The sequence below is a fragment of the Leptospira hartskeerlii genome (assembly GCF_002811475.1).
In the GTDB taxonomy this organism is placed as follows: Bacteria; Spirochaetota; Leptospiria; order Leptospirales; family Leptospiraceae; genus Leptospira_B; species Leptospira_B hartskeerlii.
Genome location: NZ_NPDL01000007.1, coordinates 173,739 through 200,118 on the forward strand (window position 1 = coordinate 173,739; position 26,380 = coordinate 200,118).

At 41.4% G+C, this 26,380-nt stretch carries 23 protein-coding genes and 1 pseudogene; 14 read left to right on the plus strand and 10 right to left on the minus strand.

Annotation, left to right across the window (positions count from 1 at the left end; translation table 11 throughout):
• The first annotated feature begins 60 nt into the window (after positions 1–60).
• Entirely contained in the window at positions 61–1,050 is a 990-nt protein-coding gene (locus CH352_RS14045; protein WP_100707670.1) for an aldo/keto reductase, read from the plus strand.
• A gap of 3 nt (positions 1,051–1,053) precedes the next feature.
• Positions 1,054–1,653 (plus strand): TetR/AcrR family transcriptional regulator, encoded by a 600-nt coding sequence (locus CH352_RS14050; protein WP_100707669.1) that lies wholly within the window; start codon positions 1,054–1,056, stop codon positions 1,651–1,653.
• Between the two features lie 89 nt (positions 1,654–1,742).
• Here the strand turns inward: CH352_RS14050 and CH352_RS14055 are convergent, their stop codons facing one another.
• The 4 genes from CH352_RS14055 to CH352_RS14070 form a co-directional block, all read right to left on the minus strand.
• On the minus strand, positions 1,743–5,030 hold the full coding sequence (locus CH352_RS14055) for an efflux RND transporter permease subunit (protein WP_100707668.1): 3,288 nt from the start codon (positions 5,028–5,030) through the stop codon (positions 1,743–1,745).
• Positions 5,031–5,156: 126 nt separating this feature from the next.
• The gene (locus CH352_RS14060; RefSeq protein WP_100707667.1) at positions 5,157–5,885 is read right to left on the minus strand and encodes a class I SAM-dependent methyltransferase; all 729 of its coding nucleotides are present in this window, start codon (positions 5,883–5,885) and stop codon (positions 5,157–5,159) included.
• Positions 5,885–7,189 (minus strand): adenylate/guanylate cyclase domain-containing protein, encoded by a 1,305-nt coding sequence (locus CH352_RS14065; protein ID WP_100707666.1) that lies wholly within the window; start codon positions 7,187–7,189, stop codon positions 5,885–5,887. The genes CH352_RS14060 and CH352_RS14065 overlap by 1 nt, the downstream gene beginning before the upstream one ends.
• The gene (locus CH352_RS14070; RefSeq protein ID WP_100707665.1) at positions 7,162–8,604 is read right to left on the minus strand and encodes an MptA/MptB family glycosyltransferase; all 1,443 of its coding nucleotides are present in this window, start codon (positions 8,602–8,604) and stop codon (positions 7,162–7,164) included. The genes CH352_RS14065 and CH352_RS14070 overlap by 28 nt, the downstream gene beginning before the upstream one ends.
• A 78-nt stretch (positions 8,605–8,682) precedes the next feature.
• Here CH352_RS14070 and CH352_RS14075 point away from each other — a divergent pair, with 78 nt between their 5' ends.
• The 4 genes from CH352_RS14075 to CH352_RS14090 all read left to right on the plus strand — a co-directional run bounded on the left by CH352_RS14075 (position 8,683) and on the right by CH352_RS14090 (position 11,281).
• A complete protein-coding gene (locus CH352_RS14075) occupies positions 8,683–9,168 on the plus strand; it encodes a DUF4395 domain-containing protein (RefSeq protein ID WP_100707664.1) in 486 nt (161 codons plus the stop codon).
• 21 nt (positions 9,169–9,189) lie between these two features.
• Positions 9,190–9,531, plus strand: coding sequence for an arsenosugar biosynthesis-associated peroxidase-like protein (locus tag CH352_RS14080; RefSeq protein WP_008590515.1), 342 nt, complete (start codon positions 9,190–9,192; stop codon positions 9,529–9,531).
• A 14-nt stretch (positions 9,532–9,545) separates the two neighbouring features.
• Positions 9,546–10,589, plus strand: coding sequence for an arsenosugar biosynthesis radical SAM (seleno)protein ArsS (gene arsS, locus CH352_RS14085; protein WP_100707663.1), 1,044 nt, complete (start codon positions 9,546–9,548; stop codon positions 10,587–10,589).
• A gap of 158 nt (positions 10,590–10,747) precedes the next feature.
• Positions 10,748–11,281: an LIC20153 family lipoprotein gene (locus tag CH352_RS14090; protein ID WP_100707662.1), complete on the plus strand. Its 534-nt coding sequence runs from the start codon at positions 10,748–10,750 to the stop codon at positions 11,279–11,281.
• Positions 11,282–11,319: 38 nt separating this feature from the next.
• Here the strand turns inward: CH352_RS14090 and CH352_RS14095 are convergent, their stop codons facing one another.
• The gene (locus CH352_RS14095) at positions 11,320–11,913 is read right to left on the minus strand and encodes a TetR/AcrR family transcriptional regulator (RefSeq protein ID WP_100707661.1); all 594 of its coding nucleotides are present in this window, start codon (positions 11,911–11,913) and stop codon (positions 11,320–11,322) included.
• A gap of 106 nt (positions 11,914–12,019) precedes the next feature.
• On the opposite strand from CH352_RS14095, the gene CH352_RS14100 reads away from it, so the two are divergent.
• The 7 genes from CH352_RS14100 (at position 12,020) to CH352_RS14130 (ending at position 20,663) form a co-directional block, all read left to right on the plus strand.
• Positions 12,020–12,733 (plus strand): nitroreductase, encoded by a 714-nt coding sequence (locus CH352_RS14100; protein ID WP_100707660.1) that lies wholly within the window; start codon positions 12,020–12,022, stop codon positions 12,731–12,733.
• Positions 12,734–12,828: 95 nt separating this feature from the next.
• Positions 12,829–12,933 (plus strand): K(+)-transporting ATPase subunit F, encoded by a 105-nt coding sequence (gene kdpF, locus CH352_RS14105; protein ID WP_243396393.1) that lies wholly within the window; start codon positions 12,829–12,831, stop codon positions 12,931–12,933.
• 9 nt (positions 12,934–12,942) lie between these two features.
• The gene (gene kdpA / locus CH352_RS14110) at positions 12,943–14,625 is read left to right on the plus strand and encodes a potassium-transporting ATPase subunit KdpA (RefSeq protein ID WP_100707659.1); all 1,683 of its coding nucleotides are present in this window, start codon (positions 12,943–12,945) and stop codon (positions 14,623–14,625) included.
• A gap of 11 nt (positions 14,626–14,636) precedes the next feature.
• Positions 14,637–16,727 (plus strand): potassium-transporting ATPase subunit KdpB, encoded by a 2,091-nt coding sequence (gene kdpB / locus CH352_RS14115; RefSeq protein ID WP_100707658.1) that lies wholly within the window; start codon positions 14,637–14,639, stop codon positions 16,725–16,727.
• Positions 16,724–17,275 carry a potassium-transporting ATPase subunit KdpC gene (gene kdpC, locus CH352_RS14120; protein ID WP_100707657.1) on the plus strand — a complete coding sequence of 184 codons (552 nt, stop codon included), beginning with the start codon at positions 16,724–16,726 and terminating at the stop codon, positions 17,273–17,275. The genes kdpB and kdpC overlap by 4 nt, the downstream gene beginning before the upstream one ends.
• A 30-nt stretch (positions 17,276–17,305) precedes the next feature.
• Complete coding sequence (locus CH352_RS14125; protein ID WP_100707656.1) at positions 17,306–19,981, plus strand: sensor histidine kinase; 2,676 nt, start codon at positions 17,306–17,308, stop codon at positions 19,979–19,981.
• A gap of 10 nt (positions 19,982–19,991) precedes the next feature.
• Positions 19,992–20,663: a response regulator gene (locus CH352_RS14130; protein WP_100707655.1), complete on the plus strand. Its 672-nt coding sequence runs from the start codon at positions 19,992–19,994 to the stop codon at positions 20,661–20,663.
• Between the two features lie 2 nt (positions 20,664–20,665).
• Here CH352_RS14130 and CH352_RS14135 read toward each other — a convergent pair whose 3' ends face one another.
• The 3 genes from CH352_RS14135 to CH352_RS14145 form a co-directional block, all read right to left on the minus strand.
• Positions 20,666–22,825: a cation:proton antiporter domain-containing protein gene (locus tag CH352_RS14135; protein WP_100707654.1), complete on the minus strand. Its 2,160-nt coding sequence runs from the start codon at positions 22,823–22,825 to the stop codon at positions 20,666–20,668.
• Positions 22,826–22,902: 77 nt separating this feature from the next.
• Entirely contained in the window at positions 22,903–23,763 is an 861-nt protein-coding gene (locus CH352_RS14140) for a penicillin-binding transpeptidase domain-containing protein (protein ID WP_100707653.1), read from the minus strand.
• Positions 23,760–24,266, minus strand: a complete 507-nt coding sequence (locus CH352_RS14145; protein WP_100707652.1) for a hypothetical protein — start codon at positions 24,264–24,266, stop codon at positions 23,760–23,762. The genes CH352_RS14140 and CH352_RS14145 overlap by 4 nt, the downstream gene beginning before the upstream one ends.
• A 194-nt stretch (positions 24,267–24,460) precedes the next feature.
• Between CH352_RS14145 and CH352_RS14150 the strand changes: the two genes are divergently transcribed.
• Positions 24,461–25,612 carry a DNA methyltransferase gene (locus CH352_RS14150; protein ID WP_207766711.1) on the plus strand — a complete coding sequence of 384 codons (1,152 nt, stop codon included), beginning with the start codon at positions 24,461–24,463 and terminating at the stop codon, positions 25,610–25,612.
• Between the two features lie 131 nt (positions 25,613–25,743).
• Here the strand turns inward: CH352_RS14150 and CH352_RS14155 are convergent, their stop codons facing one another.
• Both CH352_RS14155 and CH352_RS19275 read right to left on the minus strand, forming a co-directional pair.
• Positions 25,744–26,166, minus strand: coding sequence for an LmrA/YxaF family transcription factor (locus tag CH352_RS14155; RefSeq protein WP_243396391.1), 423 nt, complete (start codon positions 26,164–26,166; stop codon positions 25,744–25,746).
• Positions 26,167–26,181: 15 nt separating this feature from the next.
• Positions 26,182–26,337: pseudogene (locus CH352_RS19275) on the minus strand (TetR/AcrR family transcriptional regulator); the annotation flags it as partial.
• Positions 26,338–26,380 lie beyond the last annotated feature (43 nt).

Sequence of the window (26,380 nt, forward strand, 5' to 3'; positions counted from 1 at the left end):
GTGCTTGCATTTAGTTACAAATTATTAAAAATGTAAGTTGTAACTAAATGGAGGTTTTGAATGAAACTGAGAAAATTAGGTAAAAACGGTCCTGAAGTTTCCCAAGTTGGCTTGGGTTGTATGGGGATGTCGGACTTTTATGGAACAAAAGAGACCAGAAACAGGGCAGAATCCATCGCGGCCATTCATGAGGCCTTAGATTCAGGGATCAATTTCCTGAATACTGGAGACTTTTACGGAATTGGTCATAACGAACTTTTGATTTCCGAAGCGTTGAAAGGAAGAAAAAACAAACCCATGATCAGCGTGAAATTCGGAGGACTTCGCAGTCCATCTGGAGCATTTATCGGATACGATTTCAGACCGAACTCCGTGAAAAACTTTGCGGCACATTCTCTCACTCGACTCGGAGTGGACGTGATCGATATTTACCAGGCGTCTCGGGTCGATCCGGAAATTCCGATCGAAGAGACTGTTGGTGCGATTGCAGATCTGATCAAAGAAGGATATGTGCGTTATCTGGGGATTTCGGAAGCTTCTCCTGAAAATTTGAGAAGGGCTCATAAGATCCATCCAGTCACTGCTTTGGAAGTTGAATATTCTTTGGCCACTCGCGTGATAGAGAAGGAACTCCTACAAACCGCTAGAGAACTTGGAGTCGCGATCGTTCCGTACGGAATTGTGGGACGGGGACTTCTGACGGGAAAGATAGAGAGCTCTTTGGGTGTTGCAGATTTTAGATCTATTTCTCCTCGCTTCCAGGGAAAAAACCTTGAAGCGAATTTAGAGCGTGTGAGTCTGCTTCAAGAGCTTGCAAAGAAGAAGGGTTGTAGTACTGCCCAACTGGCTATCGCTTGGGTGCTTCACAAAGGAGAGGATATTTTTCCTCTGATCGGTTCCACGAGAAGAGAAAGTCTTCGGGAAAATTTAGAAGCTCTTTCGGTTAACTTAAGTCCGGAAGAACTGAAAACCCTGGACGATTCTTTTCCGGAAGGTGCCTTCCAAGGAGATAGATACCCATCTCATTCGATGCAGCTCGTCGTTAAATGAGAAATGCCTAAAACAGGTTTAAAGCCAGAAGAACTACAAGAAAAAGTGCTCGATGCCGCTGAGATTGAGATCAGAAGAAACGGCGTCGAGCGTTTGAAACTTACCGACGTGGCTAGAAATCTGAATCTAAGCCACGCTGCCTTATACAAACATTTCGCAGACAAAGAAGCGTTACTCGATTCCATTTCCAAAAGATGGTTGGATCGTATCGATCTTGCTCTTGCCGAAATTTCAGCTAAAACTAGTCCTTTGGAAGAAAGGATTTTGGACTGGTTGATGACTCTCCATATGATGAAAAGAGAGAAGGTCCAGTCCGACCCGAGAATTTACATTGCATTCAATAATTCCGCAGAAAAAACAAGGCCGTTCGTTAAAAAACATATCCAGACGATGTACAAGCAACTGGAAGCAATGGTCCAAGAGGGAATGCAAAAAGGATTATTTTTTTGTAATACTCCCAAAGAAGGAGCGAGGATTATCTTTGAAGGAACAGCTGCTTTCCACCATCCTCGAATGGTATTCGATAATATAGAAGAAGATCGGATCGATTTTTTAAGATCTGTCGTGAACACGATTTTGGCCGGGTTAAAGACTAAGAAGTAGGGCGGCTCCCTCGACGATGCTCGGGACCGGGCTACTACGGGCTCTGGTCCTTCGGACTTCCCCTGCGTATCCCTGCCGCAGCGACAATCCTACTTTTTCTTTTTCAATCCGTTCTTTGTACGTTTAGATTTGGAGCTGATAAATTCTTCCGGTTCTTCTTGGATCTCTTCACTATCCCAGGAAACTTCTTCCAGGATTTCCGGAATCCTTTCTTGGACTCTGGAGGCTTGGAATTCGGACTCTAATTTTCTTTTACGAGCTTCTTTTCTTCTTTCCTGATCTTGGTAGATATTCAGTAGGAATTCCATCACGATCGGAAGAAGTACTCTGGAAAGAACAGTCGCAACAATTACTCCGAAGATCACCACAGTTGCCAAAGGTCTTTGTACTTCTGCGCCTGCCATTGTGGAGATTGCCATCGGAATAAATCCGACTGCCGCAATGATCTCAGTAGTCATTACTGGTCGTAGTGAATGAAGTCCCGCAGACAATACTGCTTTAGAGACCGCGACACCTTTTTCTAATTCTTCTTTGAGAGTGGAGGCATATACGACTCCGTTCAATACTGCGATACCGCTTACTGCGATAAACCCGACTCCTGCAGGAATACTGAAAGGAAGTCCTCTAATCACAAGCCCGATGATCCCTCCAGCGACTGCGAGCGGTACTACTATAAATACTCCCGCAGCATAATAAATATTTCCGAATGCAGCGATTAACATCACGAATATGATCCCGAGTGCGATCGGAACCACGAGTAATAATCTATTCTTCGCTCTTTGGAAGTTTTCGAACTGGCCACCCCAGTCCGTTCTATAACCGTCCGGAAGATTTTTTTCTATGTCCGCAGTGACTTTCTGGGCTTCGTTTACGAAACCTACTAAGTCTCTCCCTCTTACGTTTGTTTCTACCATGATCCTTCGTTTTAAGGATTCTCTGTAAATTGCAGCAGGACCTTCTACAAATTCAATGGTTGCTACTTGACCTAGGGGAACTGTAACTCCGGTGGAAGTCATGACTGGAATATTTTCCAATTTGTCCAGGTCGGAAACATCCAATTGTAAACGAACGACTAAGTCGAATCGTTTGAAGCCCTCGAATACTTTTCCTGCATTTCTTCCGATACGCAAAGACTCAACAGTGGTGAGAATTTCTTCGGCGGCAACGCCGTAACGCGCCATCTTTTGTCGGTCTGCTTTGATCTGTATTAAAGGAAGTCCAAGAACTCTTTGCACTCTTAAGTCTGCAGCACCGGGGACTTTTTTGATCTTATCCGCAAATTTTGATGCAGTGTCCTTTAATGTTTGAAGATCGTCCCCATAGATTTTGATTACCACGTCCGCTTTGGATCCGGAGAGAAGAGCATTCACCCTGTTTTCAATCGGTTGAGAAAGTGAGATCGTACTGGAAGGAACTGATTTCAGAATTGCATCCTTCATCTTATCCATGAGTTCGTCCCGAGAAGAGGCGGTTGTCCATTCTTTAGAAGGAATGAGTTTCACCATGGATTCTCCTTCTTCCGTTCCGATAGGTTCTGCTGCCGATTCACCTCTACCCATCTTGCTTACAACGCTTGTTACTTCCGGGAACTGCGCGATTACCTTCTCCATTTCGGTATTGGTATCTCTGGAATAATTGATAGAAGTAGAAGGGAGTCTTTTTATATCTATCGCAAATTCTCCTTCATCGATACGTGGAAGGAACTCAGATCCTAAAGTGGATCCTAATATTAAAGAAACTGCAAATACTCCCAAACCCGCTCTTAAGAATAACTTTTTGTTGGCCATACCAAAGTCGAGAAGTTGCATGTACAACTCTTCTGCTCTATCCCAGAATTTGCTATGATGGAATACCGGGGTCTGGAATAGAATACTCGCTGCGGCAGGGAAAGTGGTTAGAGAGAATAAGAGCGCCATAGCAAGTGAGATGGCGACCGTCATCGCCATAGGTTTGAACATTCTACCTTCCACACCTTCTAAAGTCATAAGCGGTAGGTATACCAACAAGATAATCCCCACCGAAAATGCTGCGGCTCTTGCCACTCTCACACAGGAATCTGTGATGATCTGTTCTGCCGCGAGTTTTCTGTCTTCTTGCGAATTCTGTTGTTCGTAAAAGGCTTGTTTTAGAATAAAACCGTGAAGAACGGATTCCAACATCACGATGGTTCCATCCACCAAGAGTCCGAAGTCCAATGCTCCTAAAGACATCAAGTTCCCGACGATACCGAACATTCTCATGAATATTGTGGCAGCAAGCATCGGGATCGGAATGGATAAGCTGACTAAGAGCGCACCTTTTACAGTTCCTAGCGCGAATATTAAAACGATAATTACAAGCACCGCAGCTTCCGCCAAGTTAGTGAAGATGGTGCCTAATGTTCTTCCGATAAATTCGGAACGATCGTAGAATGTTACGATCTTCATTCCTTCAGGAAGTCTGGCTCTTAATACTTCAACCTTTTCTTTGACTCTCTTTACTACTTCCAAAGAGTTTTGGCCCATGAGCATCATTGCAGTGGCGCCAACAACTTCTCCCTTTGCATCTTTGGTCATTAGTCCGAAACGAAGTGCAGGACCGGTTTCCACAGTGGCGATCTGACCTAAAAGAAGAGGAACCCCGTCTCTTTCAGTTTGGACCGCTACGTTACGTATCTCATCGACGGTTTTGAATTGGCTCTCTCCTCGGATCACGATCTGTTCCGCACTTTTGGAGATATAGCCACCGCCTGTATTCTGGTTCGCAGTCTCGAGTTTATCACAAAGTTGGGATAATGTAATATTATGAACTGCTAATCTTTGAGGATCTATCTTTATCTGGTATTGTCTTGCTTCCCCGCCGATGATATTTACGTCGATAATCCCTTCGGTAGATTTGATTTCTCTGGCAAGTTCCCATTCCATATAAGTCCTGAGTTCTTCCGGATTATGACGATCGCTTGTTAGAACAAATTCGTAAATATCTCCAAGACCAGTTGCGATAGGAGAAAGTTCGGGACTTCCATAACCCTTAGGGATCACAGCCTCAGCGGCTCTTAATCTTTCGTTAATGAGCTGCCTTGCAAAATAAATATCTGTTCCGTCTTTGAAGATAACAGTAACACTACTTACCCCGGTCCTAGAAATAGAACGGATCTCCGTTACATGAGGAACACCTGTAAGTTCCATCTCGATCGGATATGTAATGAACTGTTCCACCTCTACTGGAGAAAGACCCGGAGATTGAGTGACCACCGAAACCTGAACGTTTGTGATATCTGGGATTGCATCTATAGAAAGCTGATACGCGTTATAAAAACCTATAATTGTAATACCTGCAGTGAGTATTAGTATGAAAATTCTATTCTTAATGGAGATACGTATCAGTTTATCTATCATGGAAGGGTCCCGGGCAAGGATACGTACAAATTCCCAGTCAGTCCGGACTTGTCGAATGGTTTTTGAGAAAAAGGACCTCTTAAAATAAACTATAGAAAGGAACGGATCCTAAGAACAAGGGTCAAATCAAAGCTTTTCGAAAAGTAAAAACTTCATCCCGTTTTTCTCATCTTTTCTTATTAGTTCAAAATTTTTCTGTGATATGGTATTGATCAGAGCTTCTGCAGGAAGGATGAGTTTGTTATACGAACTGGAAGAAACAGCCCATCCTTTATCCGTCTTCTCATGAAATATATCCGTAACTTCTACTTTATTATGGATAAATTGTAATTGGCAGGTGAAAATTTTGAATTCTTCCGAGCGAACCACAAAAATACTTTTATCCCCCGGTTTTCCATAACTCAGATCTCTATAACCTAAAATTAATTTACTTCCTGGAGAAAGGAAACTAGACCAAAGACTTGCAGTGGTCTCCCAATCTTTTTCTGTTTCCAGGTGAGTAATCGTATCTCCCATACATAAAAGTAATTCTGGAGAAACTCCTTGGTATAAGTTTGTGGATCTTATATCAGCAGCCTTGGTCCTGATCTTTGTATCCGGTTTCCTGATTTGGATCTCGGACAATAATTTTTCGCTGAAATCTATGGCTAAAACTTGAAATCCCAATATTTCCAAAGGAATAGATTGTATCCCACTTCCTGCCCCTAAATCCCAGGCGACTCCGTTTCCTTGAGGAGAAATATCGAAAGATCTGAAAAATTCTAGTTGGTCCTTTTCCTTTATGGAAAGATCTCCTAGCATCCAAGAATATTTTTCTGCCAAAAAATTTTCGTAATGGGATTCAGGAGTTTGCATCAGGTCAATTTGTAGATTAGGACTTCTTTCTCTCTTCCTTTTACTTTTACCGGGGGAAGGGACTCTGCTTCTAAGAAATGTTTTACATGTTCGTAAACTGTATCAGTGGCCAAAATTTCACTTCCGAAATCTTTGTTCAATTGTTCCACTCTGGAAGCAAGATTGACTGTATCTCCGATAATTGTGTATTCTTTCCTTTGGGAGGAACCTACGCTACCGGTCATAGCTTCTCCGAAGTGCAGTCCTATGCCAATTTTAGTTTCAGGGATCTTACCGGAGACATTCATCTCTATTACTTTTTTCTGAATTTCTAATGAAGCAGAGACTGCATTCTTAGCATCTTTACCGTTGTCGGAAAGAGGGGCTCCGAATACCGCCATAAACCCGTCTCCCAAAAACTTGTTTATGATCCCATTATGCTTGTTCACGATCTCTATCATATCCTCGAATAGAGTATTTAAATAAGAGATCACTTCTGCGGGACTTTTATCTTCCGAGAATTTTGTGAAGTTGCGAATATCCAAAAACATCACGCATACGTCCTTGTTTTCGGAAGCTGTGTCCGCTTTCTGGCTCATCAGTTTGTCTACTACGGAAGGAGAAACATATTGCCCGAACATTCCTAAAATTTCGTTTCTTTCTTCCAGACGTTCCACTGAGTTTTTCAGTATTTTTTTAAGTCGTAAGCCTACTAATCCTGCCACGATCCCTGAACTTAAAAACATCCCGGACCGCATATAAGTAGGGATATGAGAATAGAAGTATGTATAAGCGGATTCTGCACTTAAAGGAGAGTCGGTAACGAAGAATAGGCCGACGATCAGATACTGGATTGCAGCGATGGCTCCCGTAAAAAAAGAAAGTCCGAACTCCATTCTGAGAACCGAGAGTATTATAAAAATAAAATATAGATTGGAAATGGGGGAGTTTAAAGGAATAATAGGATGAGAATGTTTTTGGACTAAAATGAATAATATGACCCCGGGGAGAGATGTTTCTATCAGCGCGTTCCCGAATCTAGGTAGAAGAGGAAGTTTAAATCCTTTTTTCTTGAGATAATTCAATAATTTTAAAAATCCGAATTCGTAAGCTGTCGCGAAGGTCAGGGAAATAATCAATATTGCAAAAGGGAACTCGATACCAGTGCTTTGGTTGAATTCCTTTTCGAAAAATAAGAATAGCGCACCCCATGACAGCCCTGCAATTCCGAAAACCGCAAGAAGTATCTTACTTCGGATCTGTTCGCTAGCCAGGATCTCTTTTTCCAATGTGTTTGCTAAGGTTTCGAAATGTTTCGGGAGCATAGATGATTCCTAAAATTTAGGTAAGAACTTTCGAAATATTTTGGTCCTCTTCTATCTTTAAGCAAGAGAAAATTTTCCAAGAAAAAGGTCCCAAGCACAAGAAAATGTTCTAAGACCAGGACCCAGTTCCTATCATAATATGGAAAAGAAGAATAAGTAGAATAAGATAATATCCAGATACCCGAAGCGACCAAAGGCCAAATCGTTTTTGTAAATATGGAAGCCGCAAGGATCGGAAGAAAATACCAAGGATGGACCGTGCTCGAGAATAAATAATAAATCCCGCATAAATGGATCCAAACGTTCAGAAGAAATGCCGTTTTGTTGCCTGTTTCGATCTTAGAAATCCTAAAAGAATAAAAACAAATAGTCAGAATGCTTAAGATTCCCAATACGATCCCGGTAGAATAAGGATACCATGTATATTTGATCAGATTTTTCAGAAGGTAATAAAACCCTCCATGAAATTCGAATAATGTAAAATAGACTCCGATTCCTTTTCTCCAATGTTCTTCTAAAATTCTTTCTCCGGTCTCTGAGAATAGGACCCAGATGAGGGCCGATCCGAAAATTAGAAAACAAGCACCCAGGAAGAGTAGGATTTTACGAGCAGTGGACCTTCTACACCAATAAAAAAACAAAAAGGGCAGAGCTAATAAAGGAAGTATTTTGGTCAGGATGGAGGCTAAATAAAATACAAATCCTCTGAAAACTTTTCCTTTTTCCCATGAGAGTATTCCTGCAAATAGAAAGAAGAATAAGATCGGCTCCGGATGGCCGTTTCCAATTCCTTCCCAAAGTACGAGCGGATGGAGCCAGTATTTTAGAAAATTCCCGGAGCCTTCTTCTTTTTTTCTTTTTGAATATATATAAAGAATTCCTAATTCAAATAAAATTAAAATAATTTTCCAGATAGAGATTGCCCAGAAAACGGAGAGTCCTCTTTTTAAAAAGAATGCGGGAACTAAAAATAAAAACTGCAATATAGGAGGGTAGACCGAATAATAATTGGGAGAATTCATTTTAGAGAGTAGCTCTTTCTCCAAGTCTTGGTTTAGCCCTAAGTTTACATTTGAGGGAAGTTCCGAATAAGGAGACAAACCTTCCGAGACTAAAAGCCCATCCCATAAAAAACGAAATGTATCTTCCGACAAGAATACAGGAGTGAATAAAAAGCAGATCCTGAGTAATATCCCGGCCCAGATGCCGATCTTCTCTCTTCCCACTGAGAAGAATTTTAAAAATACAATATAGAAGCTTAAGCTAAGGAAGAAAGCTCCACATAGTAACCAAATATCACTTCTTTCGAAGAATATTGGGAACAGAGCGAGGGGAAATGCCCAAAAGAGTAAAATTGTCGAAGTGCCTACAAAACTCTGCCAATTATTTGGTTCTCTTTCAATTATATTAACCATTTTGTTCAATATAGCGAAAATATTCTTGTATTCTTGAGAGGAAAAGTCTAACTAGGCGAAAAGATTAGGCAAGAAAGAATGATTCGAATCGGTAATTTTCCAGATACTGTCAATGAATACGCGGCAAGGACCGTTGCGGGCCTTGTTGTCATTTTAAGTTTGGCCGCAATAATTACGCAATCGCTTTGGTTGGCTGCGGCACTTTTCTATGGATTTTCAGCCAGAGTATTGTATGGGCCAAAGTTTTCACCATTTGCGAAACTTGCGATCCATGGGATCGTTCCGTTACTCGGTCTTGGGTCCAAAATTGTGGCAGGTCCTCCCAAAAGATTTGCACAATTCGTAGGAGTTATCTTCAGCGGAACAGCATTCATTCTATTATATTTAGGACAGATATTCGCTTTCCAAGTTGTGCTTGGGGTTCTCGTATTTTTTGCAAGTTTAGAATCCATTTTGGGATTCTGCGCCGGTTGTTTTGTTTTCGGATTTCTGATAAAATGGGGATGGATACCGGAAGAAGTCTGCGAGAAGTGCAATAATTTACAATTCGTAGTTAAAGAATAATTAAAACGATGGAGGCCCTTTGTGGCGCAGGAAACAACTTATTATAAACCGGAAGACCTGAAAAAGTTCGGCAATATAGGAGAATTTGAGCCAGATCTGGCAAAGAAATTTTTCGATTATTACGGGGCGGTTTTTGCGGACGGAGCATTATCTGCTAAAGAAAAATCTTTGATCGCTCTTGCAGTAGCACATGTAGTACAATGCCCATATTGTATAGATGCTTATACTACCGACACGGTCGAAAAAGGTGTAACCGAAGAACAGATCTGGGAAGCGATCCATGTAGGCGCTGCTATCCGTGGGGGCGCAAGTCTGGTTCATAGTGTCCAAGCATTAAACAAAGTTAAAGAACTCGGTATATAAGGAGTTTCTAAAGTATGAGATCCCTATTAGCAAGAGGGAGCGAACTCGCTTCTTCCAAAGAACAATTAAAAATTCTTACGGAAGTCTCCGGAAAATTAAATTTGCCTAGTTTTTCGGAAAAATTAAAAGAGGCGGGACTTTATCCTTTGCGCCCAACAGGGGTGGACATACTACAAGTGAACGTTGGAAAACTTTGCAACCAGACCTGCAGACATTGTCATGTGGATGCCGGTCCGGATCGCAGAGAGATCATGAGTAAGGAAACCATGCAGGAATGTTTGGTAGCCTTGGCAACACCTGGCGTTACCACCTTAGATATCACAGGTGGCGCTCCTGAGATGAATCCTAATTTCAGATGGTTCGTAGAAGAAGCTTCCAAACTAGGAAAGAAGATCATGATCCGTTGTAATCTTACCATTCTTCTGGCTGGGGAAAAATACAAAGATCTTCCTGAATTTTTTGCAAAACATAAGGTAGAAGTTGTCTCCAGTCTTCCATATTTCCAAAAAAGAAGGACCGATGCTCAAAGGGGAGAGGGTGTATTCGATCGTTCCATAGAAGCATTAAGAAAATTGAATGCACTAGGCTACGGTATCCCTGGCTCAGGACTTATATTAAATTTAGTTTATAATCCTGTGGGAGCCTTCCTTGCAGGTGGACAATCCACATTGGAAAACGATTTCAAAAAGGAATTAAAACAGGTCTATGGCGTTGAATTCAATTCATTATTCGCACTTACGAATATGCCAATTAGCCGCTTTTTGGAATCATTACTCGAAAACGATAATATAGACGCCTATTTAGAAAAACTCGTAACTGCTTTCAATCCTGCGGCAGCAACTGCCGTCATGTGCCGTAACACATTAAGCGTTGGTTGGGACGGAAGCCTATACGATTGTGATTTTAACCAAATGTTGGATATGAAGATAGAAGGTAGGATAAGTAGAATATCCGAATTCAACAAATCTGTGCTGGATTCCAGAGAGATCTTATTACACCAGCATTGTTATGGATGTACTGCGGGAGCAGGTTCATCTTGTGGTGGTTCCATTGCCTGAGAGAAAAAAGCAGAAAACCTGACGTTTTTCCAAATAACAAGCCAGATTGACAGAATTATACAATGATTTTCGATCTTTTTAATTAATTGAGATTGAAACTCAGACCTAGTCTTGAAAAACGGGTATTAGGAACGACTGTTCTGTGGAGACAAACTCAAATGAAACAAAAAGCTATTTGGTCATTATTGGTGCTATTACTCTCGGCTTCTTTCGTTGATTGCAAGAAGGACGATGGCGGCGACCTAAACAATTTGGCAATCATCAGTGCTCTTAGCGGCGGGGGAGACTGCTTGGTGGATTTCCCTGGCAAGGCAGCGGTAGGTGTAAATCGTACGCGTGTTGCGAAAGATTCAACTGGAGTGGATGTTGTCTGGGGGAGAATTCCTTTTGTAAATCATCCAATTGCAATTGTAGAAATCTTAGGTATTCAAAACAGCGATTCTGTAGTATTTCATGGGGTAGATGTTGTGGAGAATCCGAATGTTTCTGGTCAACCTACAATTTACGAAGCTACGGATTGTCCGTTAGCTGAGTCTTCGATTATCACAGATGGTACTACTAAATTCAATATCTCCGGATCAGATCCTTACACTTATGTAAGTAATGGTACTAGCGGATCTTTCTACTTTTTGCTTTACATCGTAGGTTCAGGTACCCCTCCCGCCGCTACCGTAGATTATAACGATAACTAATCACTCTTTCTGGACCTGGTGGAATTTGCCAGGTCCACTCACTTCTTCCCTGAATATTTAATGATCGCATCCACCATCTCGGGTAAATCGTCTAACGCGGAAATTTTTCCGGTAAGTTTCCAGATCTGTAATACACCTTCGTAAGAAGCGAATATTTTTCGGGCCAAAGACTGTGTGTCCGCATTCTTCGGGATCTGCCCCTTCTTCTGCATTTCTTTCAAATAGATAGAGAGAAGGTCCACTGTTCTCAAAGCCAATTTTTTGACTTCTTCAGAGATGGAAGGTGAAGCCGATGCAATTTGTGCTGCTGTGTTTGCCATGGGGCAGCCTGCAAATTCACTGTTTCTGGTCTGTCTTCTTAGGATATGCGTCCATGCTTGGATAAAGTCCCGAGCATTCTCCGACCTGGATTGTAATTTTTTTAATAGGACGAGTTGTTCTTTCCCGTAAAATTCTATATATGCCTTTCCTAATAGATCTTTCGAAGGGTAGTAGTCGTAAAAGCTGGCCTTTGCAGTTTGCGATTCTTGGATGATCTGGTTGATACCGGTGTTTCCGTAACCCTGGGTTTGGAAAAGCCTGGCAGCAGTTTCCAAAATCCTGTCTTTTACCCCTTTTTCTTTGGTTGACATTTTTTTCTTCCTGGGATCAAGTAACAGACAGACTTGTCTGTTCGGATCATTCTTCTTCCAGAAAGACCGAAATTTGTTAAAATGCAAGTCTAAATCGGAGGTCTATATGTCTTCTTTATCCTCAGAAACCGAATCCATTGATATTTCAGGAATTGCTTCCAGTGTGGAAGAAGCGATCTTTACCCGCCATAGTATCCGGGATTATCTTTCTAAGCCTGTCGAAGATTCCGTCTTAAAGGAATTATTCTCCAAATCTCTTCGCGCCCCGAGTTGGAAAAACAGCCAACCTTGGAAGGTGCATGTGGTGAGCGGCTCTAAGCGGGATAAAATGGCGGAACTCTTGCAAGAAAGAGCGAAACAATCTGAGACACCCGTGCCTGATACGATTTGGCCTACAGGTTTTCCTGCGGATGCGAAACGCAGAATGTTCGATCTTGGTATGAAAATCTATGGTGCGGCGGGTATTGAAAGAAAAGACAAGGAAGCCAGGGATAAGTTTATGTTACGGAACTTCGAATTCTTCGGAGCTCCTACAGCGGTATTTATCACAACAGAATTCGAACTCAATTTTTATATCGCTTTGGACATAGGATGTTTTCTGAATACCGTAATGCTTCTTGCTCGAAGTTATGGACTGGGAACGGTTCCCCAAGCTGCGTTGTCCGCATTTCCGGAAGTGGTCCGAAAAGAATTAGGTCTGGCGGAATCCGAGAAAATAGTCTGTGGTTTAAGTTTGGGTTATCCTAAGCCCGACTCCACATTAAATAAATTTCATACTCCAAGAGAAGAAGTGTCCGATTTAGTAAAATTTTACACATAGATCTTAACGCAAAATTAACGCATATATCTCTTCCTCTCATGCAGGTTCGCATTGACGAATTCCAAAAATCAGGTTAGGTTTTTGGAATAGACGGAATGTTTCCGCTGGGAGGAATCTTGTCTTATACATTTTTAATCGTTTTAGTTATCGCATTATGCGGTTATCTCTCCTTCTCCATTTTAAAACCGGAAAAATTTTAGGAGATCGGAATGAACGGAAACGACTCGATCTTCTTTTTTTTGTATTTTGCGGTTTTATTTCTTCTCTCTCCCTTTTTAGGAATTTATATAGCGGACGTTCTCAGGGGAGAAGTTTCCAAACGATTTGCCTTTCTTTCCAAATCCGAATCATTCCTATATAAGATTTCCGGAATAAAGGAAGGTCAAAATTCCAATTGGAAAGTTTACCTACTTGATATTGGGATTTTTACACTTTTATGTTTAGTCCTGGTTGTATTAGGGCTTCATTTTCAGGACATACGTCCTGGAAATCCGGAAGGTAAGTCCGGGGTTGCTTGGGATCTGGCTTGGAATACTTCCGTCAGTTTTGTGACGAATACCAATTGGCAGGCGTATTCCGGAGAAGTTTCTCTCTCTTACTTAAGCCAAATGCTACTTTTAGGAGTGCAAAATTTTGTAAGCGCAGGGGTCGGGATCGCGGTACTTGCGGCTATGGCAAGAGGAATGATCTCTAAGCCGGGCGAATACCCATCCGGGATCGGTAACTTCTATATCGATCTAACCAGAAGTATATTATATATTCTTTTACCAATTTCTATCTTAGTCGCTTTGGTTTTGGTTTCCCAAGGTGTGGTAATGGATTTTTCCAAGTATGTAGACACAATCGGCCTTGGAGGTCATTCAGTTAAAATACCTCTCGGGCCGGCCGCCTCTCAAATTGCGATCAAACAATTGGGAACGAATGGGGGCGGTTTTTTTGGAGTAAACTCCGCTCATCCCTTTGAGAATCCCACGGTTTTTTCCAGTTGGTTACAATGTATTTTGATCTTACTTCTTCCGGGAGCATTACCTTTTGCTTATGGAAGATGGGTGGGTTCCTGGAAAGCAGGTCTTTCTATTTTTTTCGGAATGACCCTTCTTTTTGTCTTAAGTCTTTCCATATCTCTTTGGTCGGAAGGTGACTTTGTAGGGAACTGGGAAGGTAAGGAGACAAGATTCGGAGTAGCACAAAGCGTTCTTTGGGGAATGGCGACCACAGCAGCGTCTAACGGTTCAGTGAATGCGATGCACGATAGCTTTTCTCCTCTTGCAGGAGGATTAGCGGTTTGGAATATTCTTCTGGGCGAAGTTGTATTTGGCGGTGTAGGAGTCGGACTTATAGGAATGTTATTTTATGTTGTCCTCACGGTATTTATCGCAGGACTAATGGTGGGAAGGACTCCTGAATATTTAGGAAAAAAGATAGAAGCAAAGGAAGTAAAACTTGCACTTGTTGGAGTTTTGGTACCTGGGCTTTGTATTTTACTATTCACCGCATTCTCACTTCTTTATGAATCTGCTCTTTCCTCTAGAACAAATTTGGGGCCTCATGGTTTAACTGAAATTTTATACGCATTTGCTTCCGCATCCGGAAATAACGGGTCTGCATTCGGAGGTTTGAATGCGAATACTCCGTTTTATAATCTAGCTCTTTCTTTTTGTATGTTGGTGGGAAGATTTGCTGTGATCGTTCCTGCTTTAGGACTGAGCGGAGCTTTATTGGGCAAAAAGGTAGCTCCAAAGGGAGAAGGTACGTTTTCCACGGAAAGTCCTTTGTTTGTGCTACTTCTTCTTTCCGTGATCTTTTTGGTAGGAGCTCTAACATTCCTGCCCGTTTTGGTTTTGGGACCAGGAAGTGAGCATATACTTCTGCATTCCGGTTCGAAGTTTTAAGGTTTAGAATTATGAAAAACAAAAATACTTCTTTTTTTCAAGATCCAAAGTCCTTGCTAAAGGCGATCTTGGATTCTTTCGTAAAATTAGATCCAAGGGTTCAATGGAAAAACCCTGTCATGTTCATAGTTTATATAGGAGCAATATTAAGTTCTTATGATGTGATCTTTCATCCCGTTAATCTAAGTTTCGGTCTACAGATCTCTATCTGGTTATGGGCAACGGTGCTATTTGCGAATTTTGCGGAAGCGTTGGCTGAGGGTAGGGGAAAAGCAAAAGCAGAGTCCTTGAAAAAGAATAGAAAAGAATCCAAGGCAAACAAATTAAGCGGTAGTTCCGTTATTATAGTTCCTTCTTCCGAACTCCGCACAGGAGACAAGGTAGTTTGCCAAGCAGGAGATCAAATCCCGGGTGACGGTGAGGTGATAGAAGGTATCGCTTCAGTGGATGAGTCCGCGATTACGGGAGAGTCTGCCCCTGTAATCCGAGAGTCAGGAGGGGATAGATCCGCTGTTACCGGAGGCACCAAAGTTTTAAGTGATAAAATTATAGTGCAGATCACAACCGATCCTGGAAAGACTTTTATAGATAAGATGATCTCTCTTGTAGAAGGAGCTTCCAGGCAGAAGACACCGAATGAGATTGCACTCTCCATTCTTCTCTCCGCTTTGTCTTTGGTGTTCTTGGTAGCGATCACATCTCTTGTGCCTGCTGTATTCTATAGTCAAAAAGAAGGCGGAGGAAATTTAGGACTCTCAGGTTCTTTTCCCGCGTTAGTTGGTCTTTTGGTATGTTTGATCCCAACTACGATAGGTGGATTATTGTCTGCGATCGGGATCAGCGGCATGGATAGGCTCATGAGAAGGAACGTAATCGCCAAATCAGGAAGAGCCATCGAAGCAGCGGGAGATATAGACGTTCTACTCTTAGATAAAACAGGAACGATCACTTTGGGAAATAGAATGGCGACCAGATTTGTTCCTGCCCCTGGAATTTCTGAAAAGAACTTAGCGGATGCAGCACAGCTTGCATCTCTTTCCGACGAAACACCCGAAGGAAGATCCATTGTAGTATTAGCGAAAGAAAAATTCGATTTAAGAGGAAGGAATCTATCCGAGTTAGGAGGACAATTTGTTCCTTTCACCGCTAAAAGCAAAATGAGTGGTGTGGATTTCGATCCTGACTTGGGAGGAAAAGTCAGGCCTCCAATCCGAAAGGGTGCTTCCGAATCCGTTCGAAATTATATTACGGGCTTAGGGGGAGAATACCCAAAAGAAATTTCAGATATAGTAGATGAGATCGCAAGAGAAGGTGGAACCCCTTTAGTTGTCTCAGAAGGTAGAGAAATTTTAGGAGTCATTCATTTAAAAGACATCGTAAAAGGTGGGATCAAAGAAAGATTTGCAAGGCTCAGACAAATGGGGATCAGAACTGTGATGATCACAGGTGATAATCCTTTAACTGCTGCAGCAATCGCGGCAGAAGCAGGAGTGGATGATTTTATCGCAGAAGCAACTCCTGAAACAAAACTGAAACGTATCCGTGAGGAACAATCCGGTGGAAAACTCGTGGCGATGATCGGCGACGGTACAAACGATGCGCCGGCTTTAGCGCAAGCAGATGTGGGAGTCGCAATGAATACCGGGACCCAAACAGCGAGAGAAGCCGGGAATATGATCGATTTGGATAGTAATCCTACCAAGCTTATCGAGATTGTAGAGATCGGAAAACAACTTCTGATGACAAGGGGATCTTTGACTACCTTCAGCATAGCAAACGATGTATCTAAATATTTTGTGATCCTACCTGCAATGTTTGCGGGGTTATTTCCTATAGGCGGAATAGGTGCTTTATCTATTTTGAATATTCTTGGTTTTGCAAGTCCCGAATCAGCGGTTTTAAGTGCAGTGATCTTTAATGCTCTTATCCTTGTGTTTTTAGTTCCACTTGCGCTAAAAGGTGTGAGTTACAGACCTGCAGGTGCGGATTCTGTCTTAGCGCGAAATGTATTTATTTACGGATTTGGAGGACTTATCCTTCCGTTTTTCGGGATCAAAGGAATAGATCTGATCTTAAGTTTTACCAAGGGGGTATTCGCATGATACGAGCAGTTTTACAATTAGGATTTTGGACTTTTGTATGCGGGGTCTGCTATCCTGCAATCGTATACGGGTTTGCTAAATTTGCTTTTCCAAGAGAGAGTTCAGGTTCCTTGATTGAGGTAGATGGAAAGTTAATCGGTTCCGCGTTACTTGCTCAGTCTTTCGATCATCCGGAGTATTTTCATTCCAGACCTTCTGCAATCGGGTATGATCCCTCTTCTTCCGGAGCTTCTAACCTTGGACCAACGAATGCCCAACTTTCTAAAAAGGTAGAAGAGAGAAAACAGTATTGGATTGCGAGAGGAGGAGCTGAGCCAGTGCCTTCGGAACTTTTGTTTTCTTCCGGAAGCGGCTTGGATCCTCATTTAAGTCCTGAGGCTGTGAAATATCAAGTTCCATTGATCGCGAAAACAAAGAGAATTTCAGAAGAAAAGCTAACTCGATTGGTCGAAGAGACTATAGAATCTCCTGAATGGGGATTATTCGGTTCTTCCAAGATCAATATTCTGAAATTAAACCTGAAATTGAGATCCGTTTACTTAGAATAGAATATTCTGAAAAACTAAAGTAGTTATAGAGTGAGACCTGCAGAAGAAAATAGACCTGATCCGGACGAGTTACTCTCTCGGATCGGAGGAGAAGAGGCTAAAACCAGAGGAAAGTTGAAAATTTTCTTCGGCATGGCCGCAGGAGTAGGTAAAACTTTCGAGATGCTCCGAGACGCTCAAAAAGCGAGATCGGAAGGAATAGATGTTTGGATCGGTTATTTAGAGACTCATAATAGAAAAGAAACGGAAGCACAAGCAGAAGGTCTTTCCGTCATTCCGAGAAAAAGATCCAGATACAAGTCGGTGGATCTGGAAGAGATGGATTTGGATGCTATTTTGGAAAAAAAACCGGATCTGGTGTTGGTGGATGAGCTAGCTCATACGAATGTTCCCGGTTCCAGGCATCCTAAAAGATACCAAGACGTTTTGGAAATTTTGGACCAAGGGATAAATGTTTATTCAACTTTGAATGTGCAACATTTAGAAAGTAGAGCGGGTATCGTGGAGGAAATTTCGGGTGCTCCTGTCTCAGAAAGGGTTCCGGACTCTATTTTAGAAATAGCTGATGAAGTGGAATTGATCGATCTAGTTCCGGACGATCTGATCAAACGTTTGAAAGAAGGTAAGGTATATCCTTCGGATAAAGTACCTCAAGCTCTCCATTCTTTTTTTAAGGTCCCGAATTTGACAGCTCTTAGGGAGCTTTCTTTAAATTTTACTTCAAAACTGGTGGACCGAGAGCTTTCTAGATTAGAGCCGACCAAGGATTCTAAACTTTCTGATAAAATTCTGGTGGCGGTATCATCTTCTCCCCAAGCCGCCAATTTGATACGTTATGCGAAACGTATTGCATTCGGGTTAAAATGCCCTTGGGTCGCAGTGCATGTTGACGATGGAAATTCGTTGTCTTTAGACCAGAAAGCGCTATTACGAGAAAACTTAGGTCTTGCTAGAGAGTTAGGGGCTGAGATCCTGAACTTTTCGGATAGGGATCCGGTTTTAGGTATTATAAGAGCGATCAATCGTACTAAGGCAACTCATGTTGTCATTGGAAGAAGTGGTAGAAGTAAAATTTCCAGGATTTTGAGAGGAGGTTCCTTTGTAGATAAATTGAGTGAACAAACTGGGGATTTTCAGATACTTCTCGCCCCGACGGAAATTCTGAAAGAAAGTCCTAAGATCCACTTCGGTTTTTTTACTAAAGGGACCAGATCCAAACCCATTCAGTATTTTCTTTCCTTTTTGGCGTTACTCGGCATCACTTCCTTTAATCTTTTATTCAATATTTTTGCCGGTTATTGGTCTATAGGACTAGTATATCTGTTTTTTATAATGTTTGTGGCTCTGTTTGCGGGTAGGGGACCCGTTTTAGTCACGGCTTCCTTAAGCGCTATCTTTTGGAACTTTCTATTCATTCCTCCTAAATTTACATTCTATATTGAAAAAGTAGAAGACTGGATGATGTTCGGTACCTACTTCGTGTTGGCCTTGGTTTTAGGAGCGCTCACTACGAGATTAAGAGATAGAGAAGAAGCATTACAAACCGGAGAAGAAGCACTTTCCGGTCTATATAGACTTTCAGTTACATTATCTAAAACTCATAGTTTGGATGAAATTGCTTCCGTAGCGGTAGAAACGATTGGAGATACATTTCAATCTTCCGTCTTAATCTTACTTGCGGATCAAGACTCTTTGCTTTCTCGCACTCCCCATCCTAAAAGTGGTTTCAAACCGGATATGAAAGAATCTGCCCTCGCAGCTTGGACATTCCAAAATAGAAAACCTTCCGGAAAAGATACGGATACCGTTCCGATGTCTAAAGGGTTATATCTTCCGTTACTTACTCCAGGTGGATGTTTTGGAGTGGTCGGATTGGATCGAGAGCATAAGGAAAGTTTGGAATTGGAGGAAGAGACACTTCTATTTTCTATGCTGAACCAAATTGCTTTGGCATTAGAGCGGATACAATTACTTGGAATTCGTGCAAACGCTAAGATGGTAGAAGAATCTGAAAAATTTTATTCCGCATTGTTCAATTCAGTTAGCCATGATTTTAGGACCCCTCTGACCGTGATCAGAGCTTCTTTGGATCTATTGGAAGCAGGAAATGGAAAAAACGAAAAAGAGAAATCCGACTTATTCTCAGAGATCCGAATTGCTTATAAAAAGTTAGATCGATTGGTTGGAGATCTTTTGGATATGTCTAGACTGGAATCCGGAAGATTGAAGTTGGACCTCCAATGGGAAGATCCTGTAGACTTGGTAACTGAAACGATACGGATCGCAGAATATGAGAAAGGAGAACATACTTTGTTAGTCCAATCTGATGAAAGTATGCCTCTTGTTCGAATGGACAGAAGATTGATGATCCAAGTATTGATCCATCTTTTGCAAAATGCATTTTTACATACGGAAAAGAATAGTACTGTTCTCGTGAGAGCAAGTGTGCCTAAGGACCATCTTCTATTAACGGTAGAGGATAATGGACCTGGAATTCCTTTGGGGCAAGAAGACAAAATTTTTGAAAAATTCACCAAAGTTTCCTCCTCTATGCAAGGAACAGGTCTCGGACTTTCTATCTGCAAGGGACTTGTAGAAGCTCAAGGTGGAAAGATCTGGGCGGAAAATAGACAAGAAGGAGGAGCGAGGTTTCTTATTCGGCTTCCTGTCCTCACATTCCCTCCTCTGGAGGATCCGATTGTCTAGTCCAATCATTATGATCGTAGACGATGAGATCCAAATTCGCCGATTGGTCCGAGTGGCTCTTGAAAAAGAAGGATACAAAGTAGAAGAGGCAATCTCAGTAGACGAAGCATTATCAAAAGTTTATATGGTCCGTCCTGATAGTATCATCTTGGATCTGGGTTTACCGGAAAAAGGCGGGGAAGAATTCCTTAAAAAGATCCGAGAGTCCGGTTCTAAAATTCCAGTATTAGTTTTAAGTGTTAGAGATTCCGAGAAAGATAAGATCTTTTTGCTGGATAGCGGGGCGGACGATTATCTTACCAAACCTTTCGGCATTGGAGAATTACTCGCAAGAATTAGAGTGTTATTAAGACATTCTTCTCCTGAAAAAACGGATGTAAAAGTTAGGATCGGGCTTTTGGAATTGGATTTTGGTACGAGAAAAGTCCTGAAAGAAGGAAAGGAAGTCCGACTGACACCTACCGAGTACTCTTTTCTAAAATTGTTGGCGACTTATCCTGGAAAGATAGTGACCCAAACTCAGATCTTAAAAGAACTCTGGGGTCCGAATCAAATGGCGGAATCCGGTTATCTAAGAGTTTACGTGAATCAGATCCGAAAAAAGATAGAAAGAGATCCGAGTAATCCCGAGATTTTAATTACGGAACCGGGAGTAGGTTACTTTCTAAAAACAGATTTATAATATTATTCTTTATAGCGAACCAAAAACAAACCCGAACCGTCTGACAGTTCCCAATTCCTAAATTCGGTTTCTTCTTCCCAGGTTTCCAGATCGCAAATCACTAAATCTGCTTCCGATAATACTTGAGGATTTTCTCCTTTTAGGATTGTGATCTTTTCTTTTTTGAGAAGGTTTCTTTCTTTTTGAGAAAATTGAGGAACACGACCTTTCGGGTCCCAGATGGAAAGTTTAGCTCCTATCTTCTTAGCCATTGCTAAAGAAAATCCTAATAGTTTTACATCTTTGTCTGAGTAGATAGCTAAGATAAAACGATCTAAATCCTTTAATTTTTCCGCAACCAATATCCCTGCGTTTGTTTCGGACTCGGAAAGAAGTGTTCTGATCTTTCCTCCTAAGACGTCATCGCTGAATAGGGATTTGGCTCCACCTGTTAGGAATATATTATAATTTCCTGATTGGATTGTTCTTAGTATATCTCTTGTGACGTTGTCGGAAGGTTTATATAAAGTTTTTAATTTGATCCCAAGTTCTTTAGAAAGTTTGAATAAAGGTTCGAAACTTTTTTTCTCGTATTTTTGAGCAGTTTTGCCGGAAATCCAGGAATCCGGAGTCAGGTGAAGCGCTGTTACTTCTTTTGTTTTGTTCCCATTCTGGAATAATCCGGAAGCAAGTCTTAATAGGTCCACACCTCTGGAATGTAATGCGAATGCGAGTAGTATACCTTCTTCTTTTTTGTCTTTGACTACCGAGAAAATTCTTTCTATCAAATTCAAACTTGGTCCGGTCATGTAAGTTGTGACCAATGCCATGAGCACCATCATAGAGAAGATCTGAGAAGATAATACTCCGATATCGTAACCTATATTGAGTACGATCAATTCCATAAGTCCCCTGGTGTTCATGAGTGCACCCAAGGATAAGGAATCTTTCCAGTTATTTCCGGAGGCTCTTGCAGCGATGGCACTTCCTGCGAATTTTCCTACGATGGCGACCGTAAGCACCATTGCGAAATCCCACCACAAGTTGCCTTGGTTCAACAGGCCGATCTGCGTCCTAATTCCGGTTAACGCGAAGAATAATGGAAGAAAGATCGCAGTACTCAGGTCTTCTACCTTCTCCGCCAAGAGTGTCCTAAGTTTAGGTTTGTCAGGCATAACAACGCCTGCTAAGAACGCTCCAAACAATGCATGGATCCCTATGGATTCGGTAATCCAAGCGGATGCGATCGGGAAAAGTAAAAATAGCGCTACCGCCATTTTGGTAAATGCTTCTCTGTTTGTGAAGATCCCTCCCGCTCTGTGCATTGCAGGTTGAACGATCTTCCACATTATGAAAACGTAAATAATTGCAAGGATTATGGTGAATAGTGCGGCTAAAATCCCTCCGGCTTGGACAAGAGCGATCACCACTGCAAGTAAACACCACGCAGTTAAATCGTCCGAGGCAGCGCAGGTGAGCGCGAGTCCTCCTAGTTTCGTTTTGGTTAGTCCTCTTTCCTGAACGATTCGAGCAAGTACTGGAAAAGCGGTGATACTCATTCCTATCCCCATAAATAAGGAGAAGGATAAAAATGTTACGTCAGGAGGAGCTAATGTTTTGTAAATGGAAAGTGCTAAGATCGCTCCGAGTAAGAAAGGAAGAAGAATGCTCGCATGAGAGATAAGTATCGCAGAATCTGCTTGGTTTCTAAGTATCTTTAGGTCCAACTCCATTCCTACTACGAACATGAAGAATACTAAACCGATTTGGCTTAATAGTTGAAGCGAACTTAAGGAGACTTTGGGGAATAAGAATTGATACTGCTCCGGAAATAATAACCCGAACAACGATGGGCCTAATAATATACCCGCAAGGATCTCTCCGACTACGAATGGTTGCCTTACAATTACTGCAAGTTTACCCATTACTCGAGTGGCTGCTATCACGACTCCGATTTGTAATAGTAGAAGTGGAAGAGGCTCATGAAAACCCTTCCAAAGTTTTGCACCCGCTTTTTTCCAAATATCGATCGGATCTTCTGTAGATTCGACCGAAGTGGGAGAGGTTGCCTCGATGATAGCAACTTTACCTATTTCTAATGACTTGCCTTGTTTCGTTATGAAGAGAAAGGCTCCGAAAGAAAATACTAATAGGGTTATGTAGAAAATTGCGTTTCGTTTCATCCTTAGAATCGGAAACCCTCGGAATGTTGGAGTTCCTCCATACTATAAAAATGGAAAGAATGAGAAAAGAATAATACTTAGTTTGACGAAGAGAAATATTTTTCCCAAAAGCCTTTTTCTTTTAGATATTCCATGCCAAACTTTGCGGCCTCTAAGGGAGATAAGGTTTCGGATTCACTTTCTATTCTGGATAAGAATAGATAAGATCTTTTTGGACCTTTCCAAAAAAACCAATACCAAGAGACGGATCTTCCTTGGGCATATCCTGTTGCGGAATCGGAATAAAAACCGGAGTAGTTCCCGAAGTTGCCGTCTAGTCTATGAATGCCTGTTGGATTTTTGATCTCTCCCGGATTTCTTTCCAGACCTTCTAATACCGAGTTTAAATTTTTCTTTCTGACTCCTAACTCCCCGTTGAATAATTTCCATAAGAATAAATAGAATTCTTCTGCAGTCCAAGAATATCCTCCATCCATCCAAAAGGATCTAGAAGGCTCGAATGGAACCAATGTAGGAAGTCCAACAGAAGACAACCAGGTCTTAAGTTTAATAGTTCCAGTATCCGTCCAGATCCTTTGGAAATACCATACGGTGGAACTTTCTAATGAAGACCTCAGATTTTGTTCCTTCTGCCAGCGGAGGTACGGGAATTTGGTTTTATCCCATGGGAAATATCCATGAGGGTCTTTTAATGTTCCAAGCTCTAAGGCCGCCAACGCGAGTACCGGTTGGAATACATACATAGAAGGGGATTTTTTTTTGCAGTTATCTTCTCCCACTTTTAAGAGTGTACCTTCTTCCATTTCAGCTAGGAATAAGCAGACTTTTCTGTCCGAGAGATTTAGCTCTTCTTTTTGGAGGACGGGTGAGTCTGTTCCTGTTTTTACGGAGCAGGAAAGTAGAAGGATCGCAAAAGAAAAACCTAAGATGCGGTTCATTGGAACCAGGCGTAAATCGTAAGATAAGTAACGAATAGAAAAAGTGGAATGTAGAACATCAGGAAAAATTTTCCGATCCTTCTCCAGTCCGTTGCGGTATATTTTTTCACGAATTCGGTCATTTCTTCCCGGTTCATGGAGTATAACTTACTCGAATCATTCCAACCGAAAATATTACCTGCAAGTCTTCCTACCATCTCACTCTTATGAGCTTGGATGGTTTCCCAAGCATCTTCCTTTTCGGAAATATCGGAAGAGAAAAGTTTTAGAAAAATTTTAGGAACCAAGAATACTCTACCAATCATTAAGCTCGAAACTCTTGTAAATAATCCTAAAAAGAACATTGCTGAGAAGAGTGGATTTTCTCTCTTGAGCCAGAATACGATCCCAAGACTTACCACATAAGCTCCGTATCCTATATATAAACCTGCGAGTTCGAATCTTCGATTCGTTTTTTTCTCTTTTAAAAATTCTTCGTACAGTTGAGAGGATACGGTTTTCATTCTCTTATCGATCCGAGCTTGGACTTACCCAAAAATCCGGATCTGAATGCTAAGATTTTTGGATTCGGTAGGGAGACAAGTATTTCTAATCTCACTTCCGTCATTCCTTCGTTATGTCTCAGGCAATATTTTAAAAAGCAAAACTGAAAATCGCGCCTTCTTCCGAAAATAAGAAAAAAGAAAAGGCGGAGCGGATGAACGGCGCACTTCGTAAAAAAGAAAGAAAGATACTCACCGGGGAATTTTGGACCTCTAAACAAAGGCAGTCTCATCCAATCCATTACGTGGTCAGTTACAGAGCCTCGTTCAAGCCTGAATTACCCGCATTCTTCATTGGTAAATATTTGGAGAATCGAAAGGGGATCGTATTTGATCCTTTCGGTGGACGGGGAACTACAACAGTCCAAGCAAATTTAGAAGGTTATGCTGCCATTCATAACGATATAAGTCCTATGTCTTTGTTCTTGGCGAAGTCGAGACAGACCGTTCCTTCTGTCGAAAAACTGGAAAAAGCGCTTCATACTTTGGATCTTAGCTCTAAGATCAAAGAGGAAAAAGAAGACGAGGGTCTTTTACATTTTTATCATAAAGATACTCTAAAAGAGATCAAGAACCTGAAGAAGATACTTTCCGATTCTGATTCTGCTGAGCTAAGATATTTAGGTCTAACTGCATTATCCAGGCTTCACGGGCATAGTAACGGATTCTTTTCAGTATATAGTTTTCCTCAGATCTCTATTCCTCCTTTGGCTCAAAAAAGAAATAATGAGAAGAGGGGAGTTGTACCAGATTATCGAGAGATCAAACCTCGTATCCTTCAAAAGATGAAAAGGGATCTGAAAGAATCTCTAACACCTTTTTATCATGAGTTTTCTTCCAGAAACGAATACACAAATCATTCTTCTTTGGATCTTTTCGGCCTCGAAGATGATTCAGTGGATCTTGTAGTGACTAGCCCTCCATTTTTGGACAAGGTAAACTACGAAGAGGACAATTGGCTTAGATATTGGTTTTTAGATATTGAACTGGAGAAGGACCAGAAACCGAGTATCTTCGCGACTCTTGCAGGCTGGTGTGAATTCATCCAAGGAACCTTAGCGGAACTTTCCAGAGTAGTAAAACCGGGTGGAACTGTGGTTATGGAAGTGGGTGAAGTCAGAAAAGGAAAAACAGTCTTCAACTTGGATGAGTATGTGATCAAATGTGCGGAATCTACCGGACTCGTATGGGAAAATACATACATAAACGACCAGAAATTCACGAAACTTGCCAATTGCTGGAATGTTTCGAATAACGAGAAAGGAACGAATTCAAATCGCTGCGTGGTGTTTCGGAACCTGAAGTAGTGGAGTTAAAATTTTCACGCGAAGCCGCAAAGTGGAGAAGAGCTTTATATAGGATTTGAAGATCCAGAGTAAATATCTTCTTATCCTAGCGCCTTAGCGTGAGAATTAAGTTTAAATCAAATTAAGCAAATTTAATAATATTCTTCTAATATCTTTTCTAGATCTTTCTCTAACCTAGTTAGATACTTTGATTCTTTCATAGTAATATAAAGTTGTACTAAGCCTTCGTAGCAGGTAAGGAAGCGGATTGCAAGATCCTGAGTATCCTTAGATTGTAGAGGTTTGCCTCTAAAACTTGCTATGGAAAAGTAATCCGCCAATTCGTTTTTCCAATTGTTCATGATCTCATTTAAATTCTTTCCGAAATATTCGGTTTGATCCAATGTTTGGCTGGCAAAATTAGAAAAAGGACATCCTATGAATTTTTTGGTCCTCGAATTTCGCAGGAGCATCGCACACCAAGCTTGGATAAAATCCTGAGCATCCGGATATTTACCCATCATGGACCGCATATAACCTATATAAGATTTGTCCTGGGCCCATAAGTATTCCATTCCGAGTTCTTCCTTTCCAGAAAAATGAGTATAAAAACTCTTCCGAAATACCCCTGACTCTTCTAATAGCTGGTTGATTCCCGTATTCGAATATCCTTGGACATAAAATAAATGTAATGCCTCTTGGACGATTCGTTCTTTTGTTTCTTCAGATGATGTCCACTTCTTCACAGATAAAGGATTAAAAGCATAAGTTTAAATGTCAAAATATTAA

What these genes read in the sequence shown, in the direction of transcription:
- CH352_RS14045 (WP_100707670.1), top strand. Translation starts at nt 61, where the DNA reads ATGAAACTGAGAAAATTAGGTAAAAACGGTCCTGAAGTTTCCCAAGTT.
- CH352_RS14050 (WP_100707669.1), top strand. Translation starts at nt 1,054, where the DNA reads ATGCCTAAAACAGGTTTAAAGCCAGAAGAACTACAAGAAAAAGTGCTC.
- CH352_RS14055 (WP_100707668.1), bottom strand. Translation starts at nt 5,030, where the DNA reads ATGATAGATAAACTGATACGTATCTCCATTAAGAATAGAATTTTCATA.
- CH352_RS14060 (WP_100707667.1), bottom strand. Translation starts at nt 5,885, where the DNA reads ATGCAAACTCCTGAATCCCATTACGAAAATTTTTTGGCAGAAAAATAT.
- CH352_RS14065 (WP_100707666.1), bottom strand. Translation starts at nt 7,189, where the DNA reads ATGCTCCCGAAACATTTCGAAACCTTAGCAAACACATTGGAAAAAGAG.
- CH352_RS14070 (WP_100707665.1), bottom strand. Translation starts at nt 8,604, where the DNA reads ATGGTTAATATAATTGAAAGAGAACCAAATAATTGGCAGAGTTTTGTA.
- CH352_RS14075 (WP_100707664.1), top strand. Translation starts at nt 8,683, where the DNA reads ATGATTCGAATCGGTAATTTTCCAGATACTGTCAATGAATACGCGGCA.
- arsS (WP_100707663.1), top strand. Translation starts at nt 9,546, where the DNA reads ATGAGATCCCTATTAGCAAGAGGGAGCGAACTCGCTTCTTCCAAAGAA.
- CH352_RS14090 (WP_100707662.1), top strand. Translation starts at nt 10,748, where the DNA reads ATGAAACAAAAAGCTATTTGGTCATTATTGGTGCTATTACTCTCGGCT.
- CH352_RS14095 (WP_100707661.1), bottom strand. Translation starts at nt 11,913, where the DNA reads ATGTCAACCAAAGAAAAAGGGGTAAAAGACAGGATTTTGGAAACTGCT.
- CH352_RS14100 (WP_100707660.1), top strand. Translation starts at nt 12,020, where the DNA reads ATGTCTTCTTTATCCTCAGAAACCGAATCCATTGATATTTCAGGAATT.
- kdpF (WP_243396393.1), top strand. Translation starts at nt 12,829, where the DNA reads ATGTTTCCGCTGGGAGGAATCTTGTCTTATACATTTTTAATCGTTTTA.
- kdpA (WP_100707659.1), top strand. Translation starts at nt 12,943, where the DNA reads ATGAACGGAAACGACTCGATCTTCTTTTTTTTGTATTTTGCGGTTTTA.
- kdpB (WP_100707658.1), top strand. Translation starts at nt 14,637, where the DNA reads ATGAAAAACAAAAATACTTCTTTTTTTCAAGATCCAAAGTCCTTGCTA.
- kdpC (WP_100707657.1), top strand. Translation starts at nt 16,724, where the DNA reads ATGATACGAGCAGTTTTACAATTAGGATTTTGGACTTTTGTATGCGGG.
- CH352_RS14130 (WP_100707655.1), top strand. Translation starts at nt 19,992, where the DNA reads ATGATCGTAGACGATGAGATCCAAATTCGCCGATTGGTCCGAGTGGCT.
- CH352_RS14135 (WP_100707654.1), bottom strand. Translation starts at nt 22,825, where the DNA reads ATGAAACGAAACGCAATTTTCTACATAACCCTATTAGTATTTTCTTTC.
- CH352_RS14140 (WP_100707653.1), bottom strand. Translation starts at nt 23,763, where the DNA reads ATGAACCGCATCTTAGGTTTTTCTTTTGCGATCCTTCTACTTTCCTGC.
- CH352_RS14145 (WP_100707652.1), bottom strand. Translation starts at nt 24,266, where the DNA reads ATGAAAACCGTATCCTCTCAACTGTACGAAGAATTTTTAAAAGAGAAA.
- CH352_RS14150 (WP_207766711.1), top strand. Translation starts at nt 24,461, where the DNA reads ATGAACGGCGCACTTCGTAAAAAAGAAAGAAAGATACTCACCGGGGAA.
- CH352_RS14155 (WP_243396391.1), bottom strand. Translation starts at nt 26,166, where the DNA reads ATGGAATACTTATGGGCCCAGGACAAATCTTATATAGGTTATATGCGG.